Origin of the sequence: Bdellovibrio sp. HCB-110, assembly GCF_047323225.1 — a bacterium.
Taxonomy (GTDB): Bacteria; Bdellovibrionota; Bdellovibrionia; order Bdellovibrionales; family Bdellovibrionaceae; genus Bdellovibrio.
In genome coordinates, this window is the sequence record NZ_CP178750.1 from 100,724 (window position 1) to 121,062 (window position 20,339).

General features: G+C 42.6%; 17 protein-coding genes and 3 tRNA genes. 12 read left to right on the forward strand and 8 right to left on the reverse strand.

Going from position 1 to position 20,339, the window contains the following annotated elements; all coding sequences use genetic code 11:
* Positions 1-124: 124 nt before the first annotated feature.
* From ACL934_RS00490 to ACL934_RS00505, 4 genes are all read left to right on the forward strand, one after another.
* Entirely contained in the window at positions 125-541 is a 417-nt protein-coding gene (locus tag ACL934_RS00490) for a hypothetical protein (RefSeq protein ID WP_413612900.1), read from the forward strand.
* A gap of 139 nt (positions 542-680) precedes the next feature.
* Entirely contained in the window at positions 681-980 is a 300-nt protein-coding gene (locus ACL934_RS00495) for a hypothetical protein (RefSeq protein ID WP_413612901.1), read from the forward strand.
* An 89-nt stretch (positions 981-1,069) separates the two neighbouring features.
* Positions 1,070-1,606, forward strand: a complete 537-nt coding sequence (locus ACL934_RS00500) for a dihydrofolate reductase family protein (RefSeq protein ID WP_413612902.1) — start codon at positions 1,070-1,072, stop codon at positions 1,604-1,606.
* Positions 1,603-2,169, forward strand: coding sequence for a TetR/AcrR family transcriptional regulator (locus tag ACL934_RS00505; protein ID WP_413612903.1), 567 nt, complete (start codon positions 1,603-1,605; stop codon positions 2,167-2,169). The genes ACL934_RS00500 and ACL934_RS00505 overlap by 4 nt, the downstream gene beginning before the upstream one ends.
* A 62-nt stretch (positions 2,170-2,231) precedes the next feature.
* Here the strand turns inward: ACL934_RS00505 and ACL934_RS00510 are convergent.
* Positions 2,232-2,324 (reverse strand) — tRNA-Ser (locus ACL934_RS00510).
* 143 nt (positions 2,325-2,467) lie between these two features.
* Here ACL934_RS00510 and ACL934_RS00515 point away from each other — a divergent pair.
* The 3 genes from ACL934_RS00515 (at position 2,468) to ACL934_RS00525 (ending at position 5,649) form a co-directional block, all read left to right on the forward strand.
* Positions 2,468-2,544, forward strand: a tRNA-Arg gene (locus ACL934_RS00515).
* A gap of 181 nt (positions 2,545-2,725) precedes the next feature.
* Positions 2,726-3,652: a FecR domain-containing protein gene (locus tag ACL934_RS00520; protein ID WP_374076710.1), complete on the forward strand. Its 927-nt coding sequence runs from the start codon at positions 2,726-2,728 to the stop codon at positions 3,650-3,652.
* 2 nt (positions 3,653-3,654) lie between these two features.
* On the forward strand, positions 3,655-5,649 hold the full coding sequence (locus ACL934_RS00525) for a tetratricopeptide repeat protein (RefSeq protein ID WP_413612904.1): 1,995 nt from the start codon (positions 3,655-3,657) through the stop codon (positions 5,647-5,649).
* Between the two features lie 43 nt (positions 5,650-5,692).
* Here ACL934_RS00525 and ACL934_RS00530 read toward each other — a convergent pair whose 3' ends face one another.
* Both ACL934_RS00530 and ACL934_RS00535 read right to left on the reverse strand, forming a co-directional pair.
* Positions 5,693-7,672, reverse strand: coding sequence for a hypothetical protein (locus tag ACL934_RS00530; RefSeq protein WP_374076713.1), 1,980 nt, complete (start codon positions 7,670-7,672; stop codon positions 5,693-5,695).
* A gap of 66 nt (positions 7,673-7,738) precedes the next feature.
* On the reverse strand, positions 7,739-10,381 hold the full coding sequence (locus ACL934_RS00535; RefSeq protein ID WP_413612905.1) for a CHASE2 domain-containing protein: 2,643 nt from the start codon (positions 10,379-10,381) through the stop codon (positions 7,739-7,741).
* 93 nt (positions 10,382-10,474) lie between these two features.
* Here ACL934_RS00535 and ACL934_RS00540 point away from each other — a divergent pair, with 93 nt between their 5' ends.
* A complete protein-coding gene (locus ACL934_RS00540; RefSeq protein ID WP_374076715.1) occupies positions 10,475-10,927 on the forward strand; it encodes a hypothetical protein in 453 nt (150 codons plus the stop codon).
* Between the two features lie 56 nt (positions 10,928-10,983).
* Positions 10,984-11,059 (forward strand) — tRNA-Asn (locus tag ACL934_RS00545).
* A gap of 230 nt (positions 11,060-11,289) precedes the next feature.
* Here the strand turns inward: ACL934_RS00545 and ACL934_RS00550 are convergent.
* The 4 genes from ACL934_RS00550 to ACL934_RS00565 are packed head-to-tail and all read right to left on the reverse strand — an operon-like array spanning position 11,290 to position 14,391.
* The gene (locus ACL934_RS00550) at positions 11,290-12,054 is read right to left on the reverse strand and encodes a hypothetical protein (protein WP_413612906.1); all 765 of its coding nucleotides are present in this window, start codon (positions 12,052-12,054) and stop codon (positions 11,290-11,292) included.
* A gap of 11 nt (positions 12,055-12,065) precedes the next feature.
* On the reverse strand, positions 12,066-12,650 hold the full coding sequence (locus ACL934_RS00555; protein WP_413612907.1) for a hypothetical protein: 585 nt from the start codon (positions 12,648-12,650) through the stop codon (positions 12,066-12,068).
* The gene (locus ACL934_RS00560) at positions 12,650-13,732 is read right to left on the reverse strand and encodes a helix-turn-helix domain-containing protein (RefSeq protein ID WP_413612908.1); all 1,083 of its coding nucleotides are present in this window, start codon (positions 13,730-13,732) and stop codon (positions 12,650-12,652) included. The genes ACL934_RS00555 and ACL934_RS00560 overlap by 1 nt, the downstream gene beginning before the upstream one ends.
* Before the next feature lie 11 nt (positions 13,733-13,743).
* Positions 13,744-14,391: a hypothetical protein gene (locus ACL934_RS00565; RefSeq protein WP_413612909.1), complete on the reverse strand. Its 648-nt coding sequence runs from the start codon at positions 14,389-14,391 to the stop codon at positions 13,744-13,746.
* A gap of 254 nt (positions 14,392-14,645) precedes the next feature.
* Between ACL934_RS00565 and ACL934_RS00570 the strand changes: the two genes are divergently transcribed.
* A complete protein-coding gene (locus ACL934_RS00570; RefSeq protein WP_413612910.1) occupies positions 14,646-14,846 on the forward strand; it encodes a hypothetical protein in 201 nt (66 codons plus the stop codon).
* A gap of 4 nt (positions 14,847-14,850) precedes the next feature.
* The gene (locus ACL934_RS00575; protein WP_413612911.1) at positions 14,851-19,659 is read left to right on the forward strand and encodes a DEAD/DEAH box helicase; all 4,809 of its coding nucleotides are present in this window, start codon (positions 14,851-14,853) and stop codon (positions 19,657-19,659) included.
* Positions 19,660-19,662: 3 nt separating this feature from the next.
* Here the strand turns inward: ACL934_RS00575 and ACL934_RS00580 are convergent, their stop codons facing one another.
* On the reverse strand, positions 19,663-19,956 hold the full coding sequence (locus ACL934_RS00580) for a hypothetical protein (protein WP_413612912.1): 294 nt from the start codon (positions 19,954-19,956) through the stop codon (positions 19,663-19,665).
* A 157-nt stretch (positions 19,957-20,113) separates the two neighbouring features.
* Here ACL934_RS00580 and ACL934_RS00585 point away from each other — a divergent pair, with 157 nt between their 5' ends.
* Positions 20,114-20,332: a hypothetical protein gene (locus tag ACL934_RS00585; protein ID WP_413612913.1), complete on the forward strand. Its 219-nt coding sequence runs from the start codon at positions 20,114-20,116 to the stop codon at positions 20,330-20,332.
* The last annotated feature ends 7 nt before the right edge of the window (positions 20,333-20,339 follow it).

A 20,339-nucleotide genomic window follows, 5' to 3' on the forward strand; every position in this document is an offset into this window, starting at 1 on the left:
CAAGGTCTGCCAGTGAACGCAGATCGAATGCGGTCAAAGAGTTCTGGAGTGACCGAGGAAATTCTTCAACTTGTAACAAAAAGATCCAGGGGAATGATAGACGGTATGACATCAGGAGGTCTTTATGAAAATTATCATTGCTACTCTATGTTCTTTTTTTGCGTTAGCTGCTCCTGCGCAAGTTAACGAAACAGTCATTCAGTGTACAAGAAACTCAAAGTCTACGTGTGCAGATAGAACCTTGGCTGCTTTTGAAAAACTGGGCTGCAATCCCTTGCCGCAGTCGGTGCAGTGCCAAGACGCTGCAACGGACCCGTTGGTTGATCCTTCAGAAGTTGACAACGTGAGAGGAAAAGATTTTTGCGTTGTTCAGTCAGACTGCCATGAACCCAACTACGGTAACTTTGGGAAAGTTTCATGTAGCCACGGCGAACAAGTTGTAAATCTAAGAAGTGTTGATGGAGGGATAACCCTGACAACATCCGTTGGTTTCTTCCGTAGATATGTAACTTCTTTGTGTAAGCTCTTCGGTCTTCCTTAAGAGCTGCATTGGGCACTAAGCATTGTGTTTAACCTTTTTACGGATCGGTAATTTTTCCTTTACCCGAATCCTGACAGGACAAAATGCAAGCCTCTAGAATATTTTGGTGCTCTCAAAAAATTATACAAAAGAGGTTCTTATGAAGTTGTTCCTAATGTCCTTTTTTACTATCGCATCGATTTCAACGACAGCGATGGCTGATGAACTTGCAAAGCAATGTTATAGCAAAGCCGCTTCTGTTGCGGAAAACTTTGCATCTGGCAATTATGACGAGGATGGCTTCTGGGCTTATGAATGCGCACTAGCTAGCAATAAAAAAGCAGTCATTTGCGAAGTTGGAGCTTCTAAGGGTGATGGAGCGGCCACTGATACTTATCGCGTAGTTTTGAATAAGACTTGCACCAAGGCTTTCCGTGTGGAATTGACGGGCGAAGAATAATCTCACCTATACTTGTGAGAAGAAACGACACCAAGAGATTGACGGGTCTATTCAGATATATATACAGTGTATATTAAATGGAGGCTCCTGTGATTTCTGGACACGTCTTTATCGCCACAAGTTTAGATGGGTATATAGCTAAATCAGACGGCGGAATTGATTGGCTTTTGCGCCGAGATGATCCCAGCGAAGATCACGGCTACAACGATTTTATCAAGGACATTGACGGATTGATCATGGGGCGAGGTAGTTTTGAAAAGGCTCTGACGTTCGACCCCTGGCCTTATGCGATTCCTGTCGTCGTGATGTCAAAGACCCTCAAGCCGGAGGACGTGCCGACTCGCTTAAAGGGTAAGGTTCGCCTTGTCGATCTTACTCCGACACAAGTGATGAAATCCCTCGAGAATGAAGGATGGAGAAAAGCCTATGTGGATGGCGGACAGATTATCCAATCCTTCCTGCGTGAAAAGTTGATTGTCGATATGGTGATCACGACTGCGCCCGTACTTCTGGGTGAAGGACGACGTCTTTTCGGATTCCTGAATGAAGAAGTTTCTCTGACGCACATAAAGACCACGGCTTTTCCATCTGGACTTGTGCAATCGACTTACACGGTGAACAAATGAAGAAGCGAGGACGACCCAAGGGTGGGGCGCAAATCGGCCATGAAGTGATTTTATCCGCCGCTTTTGAACTGCTCAATAGGGCTGGGCATCAAGGCCTGTCTATGCGAGCTCTCGCTAAAGAATTGGGAGTGACGCCGATGGCGCTGTACAGTCACTTCACGGACCGAGATGCTTTAGTTCGCGGAATGTCTGATACAATTTATGCCCAAGTGGTGAAGAAATTTGAATCGACCCAGGGAAAACCCCACCGCCAACTTGAGAAACTTCTGAGCCTCTATTATGAGGCCGTTGTACAGTTTCCTCATTTGACAGTACTGATATTTGCCTCCACCACGGAGTTTTCCAAAGAGACGCAAAAAATTAACTATCACCTCTCTAATCTGTTAGCTGAGTCCAAGCTGAAAATTTCAAAAAGAAAAATGTGGTTGGAAATATTGGTCGATTTTACTCACGGAAGCGCTCTTGCGGTGGCTTCCGCCCCGCGCTCAAACAAGAGGTTCGTGGAAACGCAGAAGCTCAGATACCGGCGACAATTGGCCGAACTTCTTTCTCACATTTTTTAACGTTTATTTTGCCGAATTGTTGAGCTGATAACCCTTGGTGAGGGGCACTTAAGAAACTAAAATGGCGGAAAGGGCGGGATTTGAACCCGCGGTACACCTTTTGAGTGTACGAGCGTTTAGCAAACGCTTGGTTTCAGCCACTCACCCACCTTCCCGCGGTCGTTATAAGCGACTTGAGGATTCAAAGTGCCACACCCCTGACCCATAATCAAGGAAATGGCCGCCTTCTTTTTGCAATTTTATCAAGAATGCTTGATTTTTTGGTGGCCGCAGACTATCAATACGTCTCTTTCACAGTGCACTCGTAGCTCAGCTGGATAGAGTACATGACTACGAATCATGTGGTCAGAGGTTCGAATCCTCTCGAGTGCACCATTTTTTCCCTCTTATATTCATATATTAGTCTCTTTATACTCCGCCCCATTTTTAGAACATTACAACTTAACTAAGTTCCGTTTATTTTTCCCAGTCTAGAGTCTAAAAATAAATCACCTTGCACGGATCAATTTTAAGCCGAAAAGAACTCGCGTATCCTAAGTACTGAGGGTTCAATCGAATGAAAAAACAGTATTTGTCGTGGTGTGTCTTAGGGCTCAGTCTATTTCTTTATCAAAACGCTGCCTTGGCGGAGCAAATGTACGGTGTCTTTATGGTCACCAAAGGAAGCGTCAAGATCCAAAGTGCGAAAACCGGGACTTCGGACGCCAAGGTCGGAGTGAAGGTCTATGAAGGCGATACTATCATTACGGCCGCCGACTCTCGCGCCAAGATCGTGATGTCGGATCGTAACGTTATCAACGTGAACCCTGAATCCAAATTGCAAATCGCAAAATACGAAAACGACGCCGCTTCTGGAAAGAAGAATGTGGAGTTGAACCTTCTTGAAGGTAAAGTTCGTAACAACGTCGAACAAACCTATGATGGAGAAAAAAGTAAGTTCCTTATTAAAACTCCCACAGCGGTTGCCGGTGTTCGTGGAACTCAGTTCTTAGCGGGATATAATCCTTCGACTCAGATGACTTCGATTGTGACTTTTAAAGGAGCTGTGACTGTTGCCTCAGTCGGACCTAAGGGACAAATTATCGGAAGCGCGGTTCTCGTTAAAAAGGGAGAGATGACAACGGCGTCTCCGAATTCTCCACCTGAGCCTCCGAAGGCCATGCCGAAAGAGGAAGTAAAGAAGATGGATGTTGAGACGGCATCGACATCGCAAACTCCAAACGAAATGGGATCTCAAAATCGTGAAGTGGCGAGTGACGTCGCGGCACCAGCCAAAGAAGCGGTTCCTCCGATGATCGATAAAAAAGATATGGATCCTACGATGGCGAAAGACATCAAAGATCCTCGCAGTGTTCCCGTAGCAGCGCCTACACAAACGGTTCCTCGCACGACAGCGAGTGATATCACGGCAGTTAAAGATATTCTTCGCGATACCATGGGTAAAACGCGAGTTATCGTCCGACCACAGCCTGTTGGAAATTAACCATGAGATCAACTTTGATTATTCTTCTTAGTTTACTTTTAAATCTGTCTGCTTTTGCCTTAGATACTAAAATTTCGCAATCTCAGGCGATTGTGGTTGAACTTCATGATCCTTCAGGAAAAACAGATGTCCGTTCCATTCGAGTTCGGGATTTCGATTCAAAAAAAATGGCGCAGATTTCTTTGAAACGGCAAAGAGCCAACCCACGCGTATGGGACGGTTTTTTTGTCATTCAATTCTTTAAGGGAGACACGGCACCAAGAACTTTAGAATTCTATGGTGTCGATAAGAATCCTTACTTCGCCTATGTTACCTCTGGAACAAATATTCAAAAAATTAGTCTTTTTAATTCCAGTGATGAAATGGCGAGGTTTATCGCAAAGGACGTCGAAGCCAAAGCCAGTGATATCCAAGCCAAAGCGACAGCGAACAAGGCCGAAGTTGTTTCGCCTGTGAAAATGGCGCAAATCGAAAAACAGGTCCGCGAACAAGTACGCGTTCAAGAGCAAGCGCAAATCAGCATTGAAGAACAACAGGCAAAAAAAAGAGCCGATTTGCTAGAACAACAAGAAAAACTTTCTCAAGCGGAGAAACAAAAGAAAAAGGAAAAGGCTTCGGTTTTGGTTAAGGAAGCGGACGTCCTTTATCAAAATCAAGACTACAAGGGAGCCAACAGGCTTTATTCGGATGCAACAGAACTTGATCCTGAAAACGACTCTTACTTTTATCGTTATGGAGTCACTCTCTATAAAATGGATGATTACAATAAATCTTTGGCTACGTTTTCTATTGCGGAGGTTCCTGCAGATAAAACGTTAGAAAGAGATTATTACATAGCGCTGAACCACCTTAAATTAAAAGACTACGATAAGGCTCGTAAAGAGTTTGTCGAAATCCGTGAGGAAAACGATCCGGCCATCAGCCCGACGGCTTCTTTTTTTGCGGGAACAATTGAGTATCAACAACAAAAATTTCCCGAAGCGCGCAAAAGCATGGAGTACGTTCTGGATAACTCCAATGACCCGCAAATGGATAAAGCGGCTGATGATATGCTTGAACAAATTGATCGAATGGAAAACTTTATCGCGAGCAAAAAAGAGCGCTATAGATTTTCATTCTTCATCGGACCCGTTTACGATCAGAACGTTTTGAACTTAGCTTCAAATAATATAGCTACGGATGTACAGGCCTATAGAGTAAATTATGGGGCGAGCGCCTTGGGAGTTTGGTATCGGACACCGACTTCGGATTTAGGTACACAGCTTGCGGTTTCAGACTACTATAGTACCAATACTAAGTTTCAAGGGGACGCGACGTTACAGACCGCAGATCCTTTGGAGTTCACGCTGACAATTCCGTATCACAAAGAGTTTGCCACAAAAGAGCGTTCGCTGAGTTGGGAACTTTTACCGACTATGAAAAGCATCTATATGGCTCCTACGGGTGGAACTCGTGAAGAGGTCATTCGATCAGTCGGCCTCAGTACGACTTTGGCGACGCCGATAAAAAGGGACTTATACCTTTCAGGAAAGCTGGAGGCTTTTTCAGACACCTCATACTTGGCGACGAGTTCCTCGGATGACGATCAAACTGGTAACAAATACGGTATTACAATTACGCCCACAAAACTTTTGGATTTAAAGGGAGAAAAAAGTATTTCGGCAGACGTAAGTTATTTGGTGAATAATTCCGAGGGAAAAAACTACCGCTATAATCGCATGGGATTAGGTGTAAGCTATGGTTTCCCGACCTTCTGGCGCAGCAATTCCGTCGTGCGTTTGGACTATGGTAGCCAAAACTATGGCGAGGCTTCAACATCGCGAACGGACACGACCATTGCATTGACGGGAATTCTTACTAAAGAGCTCACAAAAAATTGGAACCTGGCGACGACGCTTCAATATACGAATGCGAATTCAGAAGTGGAATTCTACAAATACAATAAGTTCATGGTGATGGGTGTTTTCACTTACACACTAAGTATTTTGGATAAATAATTGAGAAACCAAAGAGGGCTGACCTTTGGGGTCGGCCCTTTTTCTATGGTGCGATGGTGATCGGCTGGGTCGGCGAGGATTGGAAGCTTCCTCCTGAGAGCCCTATGCTAATATTAAGCGGTGAACCCGTTATGTTATTCACCTTCATATAGAATTGTTTTACAGAGGGACCAGAATAAGGGATATCGACTGATGAAAGAGTCGTCGTACAAGTGGGCTCGCTGTAAAGATAATAATAGGGGCTAGAGACTCCCGTTACGGTTGCACTCAAATATGCGCCCGAGACGTTTTGCGATACACTTCCGCTATAGTTTAAAATTTTAGCCTCCAGAGGGAAGCAAGCGTTGTTGGCAAAAGAATTTCCGCCTGGAAGCATTAAGCCAATCTGATAAGGACCGTCGATTTTAACTGAGTAGTTGGCAGTGAATGTTCCTGAGCTCGCAGAGATGTTTTGCATGCCATAGGCAATGGACTTTACAAAGAACGAGGAAGAATAGGCTCCGGCTGCCAAACTTACGGTGCTAGCAAGCGGAGTCCCAGCAGCACAATCAGCACTATTGGCAAAAGCGGAAAGGCCTGATGTTGTGCTAAGGTTAATTGCCATAGCCGCAGAAGCAAGAACAGGTGTGTGATATTGATTCACTAAATACACCTCATGCCCTTCGTTACTACAGCCATTGTTGATTCCGTACATTTGATTGTATCCACGGATTTCAAGAGCCGACGGAATATTCAGTCCGTATCCGCGATAGATCATACGTTGGGAAGAAATGTAGCCCGACGATGTAAGAGTCACAAGAGAGTTCGGCGTCGTACCGGTCATTTTCGCATAAACCGTCTGTGCCCCCGAGCTGACCGGGAACGCAACTGAAGATGTTGTCGTTGAACAGCTCGCATCGCTATAGAATGACACTCCTGAAGCGGACAGATTTACTGTCATTGCTGCGGGAGCAGTAAGGGCGTATCCGCTCATTTCTTTTAATTTTACCGTGAATGGGTAACAAATATCAGGAAGAATTGACCAAGGGCCCTCTAGATCAATGGTGTCCATGTACGGACTATGGCTTTGATAACCCGCTCCCGCACCAACGACAGTAAGTACTCCGGGCGCCGAGATATTGCCGATATTAAGGGAAAAGGGTGATTCCACATCTCCAGTTTTAAACACAACTTGCTTCCGATCTGTCATGGGTGGAATTGTCAATGAAGACATTGGATACATGGAAGCGTTACAGTCTTCATAACTATTATAGATTTGCAGAGGTGTGCTGTTTTCAAGAACCTGAGGCGTGAAGGTCACGGCAGTAGCAAAGCTTGCATGCCTTCCTTCGTTGTCAGTCAAGACGACATCGAAAGACTGACAGTTATTGGTAGTAAATTTGTTATAAGGAAACCACTCTTTAGTCACTTTAAGCAATGTCGGAACAGATTCTCCGCCGCCATGTTCGGGGAAATCTGGGCCATCACAACCGTCAAATCGATTTTCCAGATTGAAACTCACTTCTAAAGGAAGATCCATCACCTCCCCTGGATTTAAAAGGAGGCCCCCTTTTTCTCCTACCAAATACGGATCGGAGATTTCAGAGTCAGAAGGAAAGCCCGTACGGAAATCGCGGCAGGCTGTTGCATTTACAGCATGGAATCCTACGACGTAAATAACTCGGTCTTTTCCAGAAGGAACGTCAATGCCAATAGCGGTTCCAGCGGGAGCCGCCCCTATCCAGGGGCCAATTCGTCGCGGAGTGAAGGTTGTAGTTCCATCCTTGCGGCTACACACGTTTCTTTGCAGCGGTTCCTCAGGTCCCCCCGCCGCAATTAGATAACAATTAATTGGTTTGTCGCCAGTGAACCCCGTGGGTACTGGGCTTGAGGAGCTTGACGTGCTAACCATGTCAACCTTGGAGCTAAGACTTGATTGAACTCCAGGAAGTTGAATTTGAATTTTAGTTTGCTCGTCTAATTTCAAACGATCACAACCCATTACCGTAAAAAGAACTACAGTCAGCAAAATACGATTTTTCATATATTTACTTGTCGGCATAAAATTTCTCACAATAAAAGCATTCTCAAAATTTTTTAACACGCGAGTTTACTTGGTTTTCATAACGTAGACCCCGTCCCAGTCCAAAGGCGGAGGCGACTCAATGTAATCCTGGCAGCGCTCAACGTAGAGTTCTGATACGGGATCATTCTGAGACATCGTCTTAGTTTTATTAAATATTTCTAAGGCTTCGGAAAACTTCTTGGATTGGTAGAGTTCAAAACCTTGATCAAACAAGTGCAGCTTTTCTGCGAGTTCACCCTTCGCTTTTCCTTCGCAGACAAGTTCATAGATGCGCACAGGTTCCAGTTTTCCTTTTACACGCACGCGATCAATTTCTCGGGCAGTGAAAGAGTTTTTAACTTCCGCGTATGTGAACTCACTGATCACAATGCGCGTGCCATATTCTTTGTTAATACCTTCTAAGCGGGATGCCAGATTTACCGAGTCACCCATGATCGTGTAATTTTGCACGATGTTTGAACCCATGTTTCCCACACTCATGTCGCCTGTGTTGATACCAATACCGATATCAATCATGGGGAGATTTTTTTCTGCGAAAGTCTTTTGCAATTCTTCGAGTTTCTTCAAACTTTCTAGAGCACAACGGCAGGCGTGTTCGGCGTGATTCTTATCTTTCACCGGAGCTCCAAAGAAGGCCATGATGGCGTCACCCATATATTTATCCAAAGTGCCACTGTTTTTAAAAACAATGTCCGTCATGGGTGTTAAGTACAAATTCAGAACGCGAGACAACTCTTCAGGAGAAAGTTTTTCAGAGATTGTCGTAAAACCGCGAACATCTGAAAAGAATGCGGTCATACGTTCACGACGCCCTCCGAGTTTTAAGTTCGCAGCGTCTTTAAGAAGCTCATCGACAACCGCAGGAGAAACGTATTTTGAGAATGTCGATTTAAGTTCTCTCTTTTTCTTTTCTTCCGTGAAGTATTTAAAGATTTGAATTGCAAAAAAGGCAGAAAAAATCGTGAAGTAAAAAAGGAAAGAGTGAACCAAAGTTTGGTCTTTAATGAAAATCCAAAGGTCAAAACTCACACTGGCAATAAGCGCGACAACAAAGACCACCATTGAAGATAAAGATCCCATCCACGCCCAAGCAATACTGAGCAGAACTCCCACAACAAGAATAATCCAAGGCATTGCTTTGGATTCCAAAGGCCATTGTTTTAGGAAATTCATTTCTAGCAAGTTTGCAAGCATCGTTAAGTGCAACTCAGGTCCCGGATAGTTCGCCTCAACAGGCGTGTTACGTAAATCGTAAAGACCGACAGCCGTGGCGCCTACGAGAACACTGCGACCTTTAAAGAACTCGGACTTGTTGTATTCTTTTTCGGTGATTTGAATTTGTTTGGTTTTTGCATTCACGACATTGCGACGAACGCGCACTGTGGGACGATCGTTGAAAAGTTCTTTTGCGGAAACATAAGGGAAGGACATCTGACGGCCATAGTAGTTGATCAACATCTGTCCTGACTTATCCACAGGGTAAGTCACAACTTTTTTCTCGGGATCTGTGGAAGTGTCGTAAATATTAAACTCATCAATAGACTTTGTTCCATTAGACGAAGACTTCATTTTGACTTCAGCACGGTAGGGGCCCGACAAAAGATAACTTTGTAGAGCGAGCGAGGGGATGAAGCTTGATCCTAGTTTGTTTCCCGAGCGGAAAAACAAAGGATAACGACGAACGTAGCCATCCGCATCTAGCTCTGCGATAAAACTTGCGGTGAATGCAGCGGGTTTCTGAATCTCCGGAATATTCGGAGTCCACTCACCGTATTGAGGAATGGGGTGGGGCTTAAACGAAGATTTAATTTTTGCCGAAAGCTGTTCAAAGTTCAGATCCTTAAGCTCTGGTGTCTTTTTCACAATATCTAAATACAAAGGAGTCACATTGGTCACGATCTCTGGCGCAAGGAAATCGTCAGTCGAAGTCAACCAACGAGCGCAATACTCAAACAAAGCCTGCGATTTGCGGGAGTTCATGTAATTTTGCTGATACGGAGTTAACTCCTCCGCCGAATTTTTTCCTAGATGCTGAAGTACGTCGTTTTGCTCTTTGTTTTGGATGTTCACAAAAAGAGTTTCAAACAGCGGATTCCAATTAAGGTCATCAATCACGTTCGTAGATTCATCAAGCGCAAAACTTGGATTGAGCTTTACAATTTGGTCCCCGCCCGTTTTTAAAAATGCTTCAGCGACACACAGATCTTGATAAGGTTTGAAATCAAATTTGTTATCACTGAATACGCCCAGGATGACTTTGTCTGGATTTTTTTCGACAACTTGACCGAACTTGAGATCCGCACCTGGGTTGGCTTTTTCTGGCTCTGAAAAAATCGCATCGAACCCGACGGACTGTGCGCCGAGGGCAACAAGTCTGTCAGTCATCTCGGCCATCTGCTCCCGACTCCAAGGCCAGCGCCCGATTTCACGAACGGCATCATCATCAATGGCGATCATGGCAACAGGAGCTTCCGAAGTTTTTGCGGATTTGAATTTGTATTTTAAATCGTTGAAACGAAAATCCAGAACTTCCAGAGTTTCAAGAAACGGACTGTAAGCGCGTTGAATAGTCGGAGTTTCTTTGTAAGAAAAATAAGACAGAGCCAAACACGTAAGAAGGCCCGAGATGACGATCCCGATGAATAAACTGATGCGTTCTGTTTTCATGGGTGTTGTTTCGGCCAAAACAAGTAAGGTCCCGAGACTAGTTCGCGATCCGCTCCTGGACTTTCAGCTGAGGTTTACATTAATGTAAAACACATGAAAACAGGCCTTATTTTAAAAGTATCAATGTTGCTTCTGGCTCTTGCCGCCGTGATTTACGGAATCAAAGCTTTGCAGTCTCCCAAAATTCAAACCCAAGCCGGAGATCCCAATTCGGTGATCGGTCTGTTGGTGGGAAGTGATATGCGCATGCTCAACTGGTGTCCTGGGACGGTGACCAAGGTGGAAGTTTATTCCGAGGCGGGGGAAATTTTGAAAACCCTCACATCTAAGCAGGATTTATCGGCGGTTTGTGAACTGATGATCGGGGGTTTTACCCAAGATCCGGCGGAAGTTCCCGTTTATAAGCTTAAGATGAAGGCTTACCCCGAGTCTGGAAATCCCGTGTCACTGGAAAAGTCCTCCCAAACCCCGATTTTTAGGGTTCAGGGCATGCCGTTTTCGTCTCCAGGTCTAGTTAAAGCTTTGGAAAGACTTGCAGTTCCTTAAGATATTTCTGTTTGACAAAATGGGGGCTGAGGCCCTAATTTAGCCTCTCACCGAGTTCAGAAGTAGCTCAGTCGGTAGAGCAAGCGGCTGTTAACCGCTGGGTCGGGGGTTCGAGTCCCTCCTTCTGAGCCATTTTTTATAATTGTGATACGAAAAGCCACGAACTAAAAACGTGGCTTTTTTATTTTCAAAATTCGTAAGTAAAATTAAACATTTAATGGCGAGTCGCTAAGGACGTTTTGGCGGGTTCGATTTTTCCAAATATCACCTGAAATCATCCGAAATAATCCGATTTGCAGCGTTTTTGTAGCGTTTGGACGCTACAGGTTTTCAGACGCTACAAGGTTGGCGCAATTACTTCGCTACCAGTTCAATAGATCGATCAAAGAATTTCCTACCTGTTGTTGGTAGTTGTTCCCTTTGGTTGACCATACCGTTGCCAGATCAGTGAGATGTTGATTCATGGACTGACTTTCAATGTTTGCGTTCAGGTAGTCATTAAAGAAGTGATCGTTTTTCATCCAGTTTACTTCAAGTATGTCTTTGTTATCGATGTCTTTTGTTGCCCGAACATTTGATTGAAAACTTTGCGGAATTTCTTTAGTCAAGGCCTCGGAAGTGAAAAGACGCATTCCTTTGGGACCTTTTTTTTCAAGAGTCGCGGCCTCAACCATTCCGGTACCAATCTCAGCAGTGTATTTAAAGTTTGAAAGAGCTTTTAATGTTCCACCGTCTGCAAAATAGAATAAGCCTTTACTAATACCCCCTCGAAGGGGGCAGAACATAAATTTATCTAATCGAAAGGTCATGTTCTTAAATGCTGTACAAGCAAAAGTGAGCAGGTCTGAGAGATCCTTAGAAAATACAAAAGCACAGTCACTAATTTGATGGGCATTCACCCTTGGCAGCTCTTTGCAAAGGCGACCGAGTGTGCTCACAAAATGGGTTTGTGTATGAGCAATATTGGCCTGATCTAGTAAGTCGCCAGATTGTTGAAACCTAGAAAGGAGTTCTGAGGTTCCCCAGAGATCGAGAAACAAAACATAATCATCAGATTGGCGGCCAATTACTTGGGTTTTAAACTGTTCGGGCATCAAACTTAAAAGTAATTTGGCATCAACGGACATAGCGACCCTCTTCAAATTAGAATTTTAAGAAATCGATCATAGGTCATACCTGCTGGGGCATTATACAAATAATCCACGATTCGGTCTTCTGAGTCCGCAATTTTGGTCATAAAGGCATGTTCAGCTTCTTTTTGTTCGGCCATCATTCGTACCTGCGGATATTCAGATGCTAACAGCTCTTCGATGGCTTGATCTCCAAGACTGCCTCGTGTGCGATGATATGAGTAATCAGAAGAGTTATGCTTTTGAAACTTATAATCAAGAATTAGCAATGGCCCTGGTTGCTGTCCATAGTTTGGATTTGATATAGCAACATCAACTTTTCTACCTCTATATTCTAGCCAGCCGTGCGAGATCATAAGATTGTCCGTACCGTCATTTACAAATCCAATAATCGCGTCAGCTTCTATCTTAAATTCTTTTAAGAGAATTGTTTTAAGTAGGAATGTCATATGATAACAGGCTCCTTGGAAATTAAGAGCCTGGATTATTCTGTCATAAGCTTTTTGCGCAAGATTGAAAATTATTTGTTCATCTCTTGAAAGAGATGAAAGAAAAGCATCCAATTCCTTTTTTCGGCTCTTGCTCTGACCCATCAAACTAGTCGTAGTACAGCCGACGGAGTTTTAGTCGAGTCGGAGGCTCGTCCGCCAGGAATGGAGGTCATCAATAAGCCGAACATAAGAGAGCTTAACTCATCTGTATGTATGGATAAGTCGCGGGATAAATCATTTCTATTAAATCCAGCATCTTTAAGGGCGGCAAAAACCTTCGGAAATACTTGTGGAATTTCCTGAGCAATACCATTTGGTTCAGATTTGCGATACCCACGTTCTGAAATTTCAATACAAAATTTTCGATATAACCATTCTGATATCATTTGAACTGAGTGAAGACGATGGTTTAGTGCCGCCACAGAAACACTCCAATTGCGCTTCAAGGTGATCATTTGATCCACGGTCATAAAACGATTTCCAAGAGCTACCACACTCGCTTTTGGCATAAGAAATGCGGATGCAAAGCGATCAGCCTCAAGTTCCGCTTCACGCCCTTGCGGTTTGCCGTGCTGATGTAAAACAAGATGGCCTAACTCATGAGCTGCATCAAAACGACTTCGTTCTGCTGATTTTGTTGTGTTTAACAAGATAAATGGTGTTTCGTTTCTCCAAAAGCAAAAAGCATCTACTTCAGCATCTTTAGAGGGTAAAGAGAAAACCCGTACCCCGCGAGACTCAAGTAGATGAATCATATTTTTAATGGCACCCTGCCCAAGTCCCCATTCAGCTCGAAGGGCTTCTGCCGCAGCTTCTGGATCATATCCGCGAAGATCTGGTAAAGAAGCCTGCGGTAAATTAAACTTAGCAGAAATCCAATCATTTATGAGAGTAGCAAGTTCACCTGCTGCAAGAGCGGAATCTCTTTTGAACGCAGGTAAAGTTGTTAATGCTCGAAAGCTTGCACTTTGAGGAACTACCTCTGGAATATCTGGACCGAAAAAAAAACTCTCTGGAAAGCTTAGCTCTTTTGTTAAAAGGGCTAGGGTGTCGTTTGATGGTTTCGCTTCTCCTTTTTCGTAAGACAATAGGATGCGATCACTTACCCCAATAGCTTCGGCTAAGTGTTTTTTTGAAAGCCCTCGTCTTTTTCTGGCAACAACCAGCCTAGAAGAATTAAACATTTTACCCCATGCTAAAATTTGCGAGTCACCTCGACAACTATATCCTCTACTTCTTGAACTGTAGGATCAATCTTCACTGCATCATGATCCAAAGAAAGTGGCGCAAACAGAATACGCTCTTTCCATTCTATAACTTGTCCACTCTCACTAAGACCAGATGGAAGAGAAAGTTCAAATCTAACTTCATGAGGCAAGCGACGTACAACTAAGTACCAAGTAAGCATTGAACCAAAAATTTTCTTTACGGTTCGAGGGCCCAAAAGAGTGTCATCAAAACAAAGTTGAGAAAAGTTTTGTTCAACCACAGCCGCAGTAGCAGCGCCTTTTGGATATTTTGATTTTAACTCCGCGGCTTCAATGCCAGTTCCTTCATCTCCTGTTGTGACGGCGATGGAGATTTTCCGTTGCGGATGAACTATGGTTGGAAGGCCTCCGCCATCATTCTTTGTCCACTTAAGTGGAATGAGCCGATCTCGCAAAACTTTGACCATTTCGGCCCAGCTAATGAAACCCGGAGTTGTGCGAGGGTGATTTTCGGTACAAGAAAGTCTTGCGCGCTCCCCAGCCTCTACGGCTTGTTTAAGAATTTCCTCAGTAAGACCTAAATCCGTCAGGCGACTGCTGATTTCAACTGGCTTCGTAACTAAAACTGTATTCACTGATGTCCCTCCTGGTTTGGACTTCGGTTTATTTAAACTCATTTGAGATCCAAAAAACCGAAGTGTCAAAGGCACATTTTAAATAACGCTTAGCGCAATTAGGCGAGATTCGATGCATAGGTTAATTTTAAATACAGGGAGTAGAACTTGATCGTACTCACGAACATGGATCTAGACCATATACTATGTGTATACGTATTGTATTTGTTATGTATTCAAATTCGCAATATCTTTGATGAATCAAGGATAAGAAAATGAAAAAAAATATATATAAGAGCCTCGATCAGTTGGTCGGAGGAGCTGAAGAACGTGTGCCTTTGTCAACGAGAGTTAGGAAAGATACAAAAGTGTATCTAAATCGTGAGGCGAAGGCCCGGGGTCTTACCGTTTCGACCCTTTCTGCGGCAATCCTAGATGACTACTGCCAAACATTTCAAAAAGAAAAAAAAGGATAAGTTCGTGGCGTTCAAAAAAATCAAATCAATTCAGGATCTCCTTGAGCAATACGCAGGCCTTATTAAAAACAATCGAGACAAAGGCACTAGTTTTGAGCGCCTGATGAAGAGCTACCTTGAATTAGACCCAATTTATCAAGATAGATTTAAGAAAGTTTATCTGTGGGGTGATTGGCCTCATAGGGCGACGGGACGCGACTATGGCATTGATTTAGTAGCTGAAGGATTTGACGGGGAATATACCGCGATTCAATGTAAGTTCTTTTCACCGACTTACCAAATACAGAAGAAAGATATAGATTCATTTTTCACGGAGTCGGGGAAAACATTTGTTGTTAATGGTAAGAAGGTATCTTTTTCTCAAAGAATTATCATATCAACTTCAGACAACTGGAGTGAGCCAGCAGAAAAATCAATGCATGGGCAAACTATTCCAGTAATTAGGATTCATATTAGAGATCTGGAGCAGAGTCCTATTGACTGGTCAAAGTTCAGTTTGGATAAGCCAGAAGAACTATCATTGAAAGAGAAAAAGAAATTACGCCCTCACCAAGAAGAAGCAATACAGAATGTTGTATCTGGATTTAAACAGCATGAACGTGGCAAGCTCATAATGGCTTGCGGAACAGGAAAAACGTTTACTGCTCTTAGGCTAGCAGAAAAAATCACAAAAAAAGACGGCCTTGTTCTATTTCTGGTTCCATCTATTTCGTTACTGTCTCAAACTTTGCGAGAATGGACCGCAGAGGCGATTGAGCCATTTCATGCATTTGCAGTCTGTTCCGATAGCAAGGTCGGAAAGCATAGTGAGGATATTTCCAAACACGATCTTTCAATTCCTGCATCTACTGATACGACATCTTTATTGAAGGGGCTAGAGCGTTTAAAAAACGACAAAAAGATGACCGTCATTTTTTCTACGTACCAATCTATTGATGTTGTGAGCCGCGCGCAAAAAAAAGGCCTATCGGAGTTTGATCTGATTGTTTGCGATGAGGCCCACCGAACAACAGGAGTGACTCTAGCAGATAAGGAAGAGTCCCATTTCGTTAGGGTTCATGATCAGAAGTTTCTTAAAGGTAAAAAGCGAATTTACATGACGGCAACGCCAAGAATCTTTGGCAATGCTGTTAAATCAAAAGCACAACAAGCTGGGGCGGAGCTATTCTCAATGGATGACGAGACGAAGTTCGGTCCAGAATTTCACCGCTTGGGATTTGGCAAGGCTGTGAGCGATCAACTATTAACAGATTACAAAGTCTTAGTTCTTGCTGTTGATGAGAGTATTATCGGCGGAAAATTTCAAAAACAATTTGCCAACGAAGATGGTGAATTAGAGCTTGAAGACATCGCTCGGATCATTGGTTGTTGGAATGGTCTTTCAAAGAAGTTTGTCGGAGAAGAGGCTGAGGTGGAAGACGATCTTCCCATGAGGCGTGCCGTTGCTTTTGCAAGTACAATTCCGTATTCAAAAACTATCGCGAACACATTTCAAAGCGTTGTCGATGAGTACAAAAAGAAAAACAACACCAAAGGAGCGCTTCACTGTGAACTTCAACATGTTGATGGAACTTTTAACGTATTGCTCAGAAATCAAAAACTTGATTGGTTGAAAGAAGAGGCCCCAGATAACACATGCCGTATTCTAACAAATGCTAGATGCCTCTCTGAAGGTGTGGATGTTCCGGCTCTTGATGCCGTTTTATTTTTGAATCCAAGAAAATCTATCGTGGATGTGGTTCAATCTGTTGGGCGGATCATGCGTAGAGCTGAGGGTAAAAAATATGGCTATGTCATTTTGCCCATCGGCATACCTGCTGGGGTTCCTCCAGAGGAAGCTCTGAAAGACAACAAAAAATATGAAGTTGTTTGGCAGGTGCTTCAAGCATTGAGAGCCCACGATGACCGCTTTGATGCTGAGATTAACAAAATGGAACTCACCAAAAAGAAAGGTGGAAAAGTTCGCGTCATCGGTGTTGGCGGTGGAAATGGAGAGGATACGCCAGGCACAGATGCCCCAGTACAATTAAGTTTTTCAGATATCGAAGACTGGAAAGATGCTATTTACGCAAAGATTGTTCTGAAATGTGGTAGTCGGCCTTATTGGGAGAATTGGGCTGCTGATGTTGCTAAAATTGCAGAAAAACATACTGACCACATCAAAAAACTTCTTAGTTCCAAAGAACCAAAATCCAATAAAGCTTTTGAAAAATTCTTAAAGGGCATTCAAAAGAACATCAATCCGTCCATAGGACGCGATGAGGCTATTGAAATGCTTTCGCAGCACATGATTACGAAACCAGTATTCGATGCGCTTTTTGAGCACTATCCATTTACAGAGAAAAATCCTGTATCACGGTCAATGCAATCAGTATTGAAAATTTTTGAATCCAACTCATTTGCAGAAGATTCAAAAAAACTTAAAGTATTCTATGACAGTGTAAAAATGCGTGTGAAGGGCATCGACACAGCTGAAGGTCGTCAGAAAATTATCGTTGAACTTTATGACCGATTCTTCAAAGTGGCTTTTCCTAAGATGTCAGAGCGCCTTGGGATTGTTTACACGCCTATTGAGGTGGTGGATTTTATCATCAATAGCGTTGAGGCTGTGTTGAAAGACGAATTTAATCAAAGTCTCTCAGATAAAAATATCCATATCCTTGATCCGTTTACTGGTACGGGAACATTTATTGTTCGCCTTCTGCAGAGTGGAATTATCAAGCCCGAGGATTTGAAGAGGAAATTCAAAAATGAAATTCATGCGAACGAAATTGTACTTCTGGCATATTATATTGCAGCAATCAATATCGAAGAAACCTATCACAGCATTGCCGATGGTGAATATAGCTCATTCGATGGCGCAGTTCTAACGGATACATTCCAGCTGAATGAAGAAGATGCTCAGATAGAAATAGAAGCGGCACTTCCTGAGAATAGTGAACGCGTAAATCGTCAGAAGAAACTACCAATACAGGTGATAATTAGCAATCCGCCATATTCGGTTGGTCAGAAAAGTGGAAATGACAACAATCAGAATTTAGAGTACGTAAAGTTAGACGAAAGAATTAACGCTACCTATGCTGCGAAATCTTCGGCGACATTGCAAAGAAACTTATACGACTCCTATATCAGAGCAATTAAATGGGCTACTGATAGAATTGGAGATCAAGGCGTTATTGGATTTGTAACAAATGGATCGTATTTGGACGCCAAAAATATGGATGGTGTCCGAAAATCACTGGCACAAGAGTTTTCCAAAATATTTTGTGTAGATTTGCGCGGAGATCAAAGAACTACAGGATTGGAGTCCAAAAAAGAAGGTGGAAAGATATTTGGATCAGGGAGCAGAACTCCTGTCGCAATTACATTTTTTATTAAAAACAAAAATATTTCCAAGCCCTGCGAGATTAAATACTACCGTGTAGGTGATTTTTTATCACGTGATGAAAAATTAAAACTACTTGTCCAATTTAAATCAATCAAGAGTATCGACTGGAAAACAATAACTCCAAACGCGGATGGCGACTGGATCAGCCAAAGAAATCCTGAATTTCAAAATTTTATGCCGCTAGGATCAAAAAAAGATAAAAACCAGAACGCTATTTTTTCTTTTTATTCTCTGGGAGTTGTGACTAATCGGGATGCATGGGTATATTCGTTTTCTAAAAAAATCCTTTCTGATAGCGTCATAAAGCTTATCAATTCATTTAATTCTGAAATGAAAAAATATGAGAACGTGGTAAAAAGTATTCCCAGAAAAAAATGGCCTGACGTTGTGCAAGTTGTGTCGAGTGATTCAAAAGAAATAAGTTGGACAAGAGGGTTGAGAAATGACGTTAAAAGATTTCAGACACATAGTTTTGATAATTCAAAAATTGTCGTTGCTTCCTATCGACCGTTTGTAAAATCGTATTTGTACTTTGATCGTACATTTAATGAATCAGTTGGTCTTATTCCCTCTATATTTCCGCGTACAGATTACAAAAATCTTGTAATTTCAGTTATCGGACAAGTCGATAGAAAGGGTTTTTCTGTATTGATGACAGATAAAATTCCAGACCTATGCTTGCTTGATACGGGGCAATACTTTCCCCTATTCTACTACGAAAATGAAGAGCAAACACAGGAAGTTTTGTCGGGAGATAAAGCTGACGACAATGGCTACATAAAAAAAGATGCTATCAGTGATTTTGCGCTTCAACATTTTCGTGAAAGCTATTCTGATCTTAGAATAACAAAGAAAGATATTTTCTATTATATTTATGGGCTATTGCACTCGCCAGAGTATAAACACCTTTATATCAATGATTTGAACAAAATGTTGCCTCGAATTCCTCTTGTCAAAAATTTTTGGAATTATTCAACGATTGGTTCCAAGCTATCCGATCTCCACGTTAACTATGAGAAAGTTGAAACCTATGGTCTCAACGAAGAGATCGCTAAAAATTCACCTAAAGACAAAAAGGATCTGTATAAGATTGAGCAGATCAAATTTGGAAGATCAAGTGTTGGAGTCGATAAGTCGAAAATAATTTTAAACCAATTTGTTACTTTGACAGGTATTCCTATCGGTACCTATGACTATGTGATCAACGGAAAATCGGCATTAGAGTCGCTGATTGAGCAATATAAAGTATCTGTTGACTTAGATAAGAATGGAAATGGCAGTGGGATAAAAAATGATCCAAATGAATGGTCAGATGACCCACGTTATATTGTCGATCTAGTAAAACGAATTGTGACCGTGAGTCTTGAGACAAGCAGGCTGGTCTCTGATTTGCCAAAATTTGAATTGCTAGATGAAAAGAAATAGAAATTATGGTGCAGATTCAAAATCAAGGGATCTGCTGCGGGGATTGAGAGCTTCGATTAGCTGATTGAAGCTTTTTCTTATTTCTTCCTGGGATTCTGTTGGTTGATAACGAAGACTGACAAATTGGGCTACTGTTTTTGCTTCCGGAGCGCCATCTTCAATGAAGTTAATTTTTCGTCCACAAGCCAGGGCCCAGCCGTTCAATCCTGAAACTGCATAGACTTTGAATCCAGCTCCTCCAGCTACTAGAACGCCTTCCTCTTTTCTTCCAGCAATTTTTAATTCTTTGGATCGCATCTTTTCTCCAAGCGTTTTGCTAGCAAGATTTGTCTCACCCTCTAATTAAGATAAGTTTTCTATTGCGTCCGAACTTTCCGGCTTCGGATAGTTGCGAAGATAATCTTGTGCTACAAAAATCTTGTAGCACAAGAGATAAGATGTCAAACTTAATGCAATGCTGAAAAAGAAAAATCCAAAACTACCATCTGACTATCAGACACTGCGAATAAGGGTGCCTCCCGAAATTGAAGTGCAGGAGATTATGGACGAAGTCGAAAAAGTGAGAGAACGCTTAAATAAAAATAAGCCGCCAGAACGTAAAGTGTGGATGGGAAATCATGTTCTTCTTGAAGCTATTAAGATAGGGCTAAAGGATTTGTCAGGAAAACGCTAGATTCTAA

What these genes read in the sequence shown, in the direction of transcription:
- ACL934_RS00505 (WP_413612903.1), top strand. Translation starts at nt 1,603, where the DNA reads ATGAAGAAGCGAGGACGACCCAAGGGTGGGGCGCAAATCGGCCATGAA.
- ACL934_RS00560 (WP_413612908.1), bottom strand. Translation starts at nt 13,732, where the DNA reads ATGTTTAATTCTTCTAGGCTGGTTGTTGCCAGAAAAAGACGAGGGCTT.
- ACL934_RS00530 (WP_374076713.1), bottom strand. Translation starts at nt 7,672, where the DNA reads ATGAAAAATCGTATTTTGCTGACTGTAGTTCTTTTTACGGTAATGGGT.
- ACL934_RS00580 (WP_413612912.1), bottom strand. Translation starts at nt 19,956, where the DNA reads ATGCGATCCAAAGAATTAAAAATTGCTGGAAGAAAAGAGGAAGGCGTT.
- ACL934_RS00525 (WP_413612904.1), top strand. Translation starts at nt 3,655, where the DNA reads ATGAGATCAACTTTGATTATTCTTCTTAGTTTACTTTTAAATCTGTCT.
- ACL934_RS00585 (WP_413612913.1), top strand. Translation starts at nt 20,114, where the DNA reads ATGCTGAAAAAGAAAAATCCAAAACTACCATCTGACTATCAGACACTG.
- ACL934_RS00495 (WP_413612901.1), top strand. Translation starts at nt 681, where the DNA reads ATGAAGTTGTTCCTAATGTCCTTTTTTACTATCGCATCGATTTCAACG.
- ACL934_RS00550 (WP_413612906.1), bottom strand. Translation starts at nt 12,054, where the DNA reads ATGTCCGTTGATGCCAAATTACTTTTAAGTTTGATGCCCGAACAGTTT.
- ACL934_RS00535 (WP_413612905.1), bottom strand. Translation starts at nt 10,381, where the DNA reads ATGAAAACAGAACGCATCAGTTTATTCATCGGGATCGTCATCTCGGGC.
- ACL934_RS00520 (WP_374076710.1), top strand. Translation starts at nt 2,726, where the DNA reads ATGAAAAAACAGTATTTGTCGTGGTGTGTCTTAGGGCTCAGTCTATTT.
- ACL934_RS00570 (WP_413612910.1), top strand. Translation starts at nt 14,646, where the DNA reads ATGAAAAAAAATATATATAAGAGCCTCGATCAGTTGGTCGGAGGAGCT.
- ACL934_RS00555 (WP_413612907.1), bottom strand. Translation starts at nt 12,650, where the DNA reads ATGGGTCAGAGCAAGAGCCGAAAAAAGGAATTGGATGCTTTTCTTTCA.
- ACL934_RS00490 (WP_413612900.1), top strand. Translation starts at nt 125, where the DNA reads ATGAAAATTATCATTGCTACTCTATGTTCTTTTTTTGCGTTAGCTGCT.
- ACL934_RS00540 (WP_374076715.1), top strand. Translation starts at nt 10,475, where the DNA reads ATGAAAACAGGCCTTATTTTAAAAGTATCAATGTTGCTTCTGGCTCTT.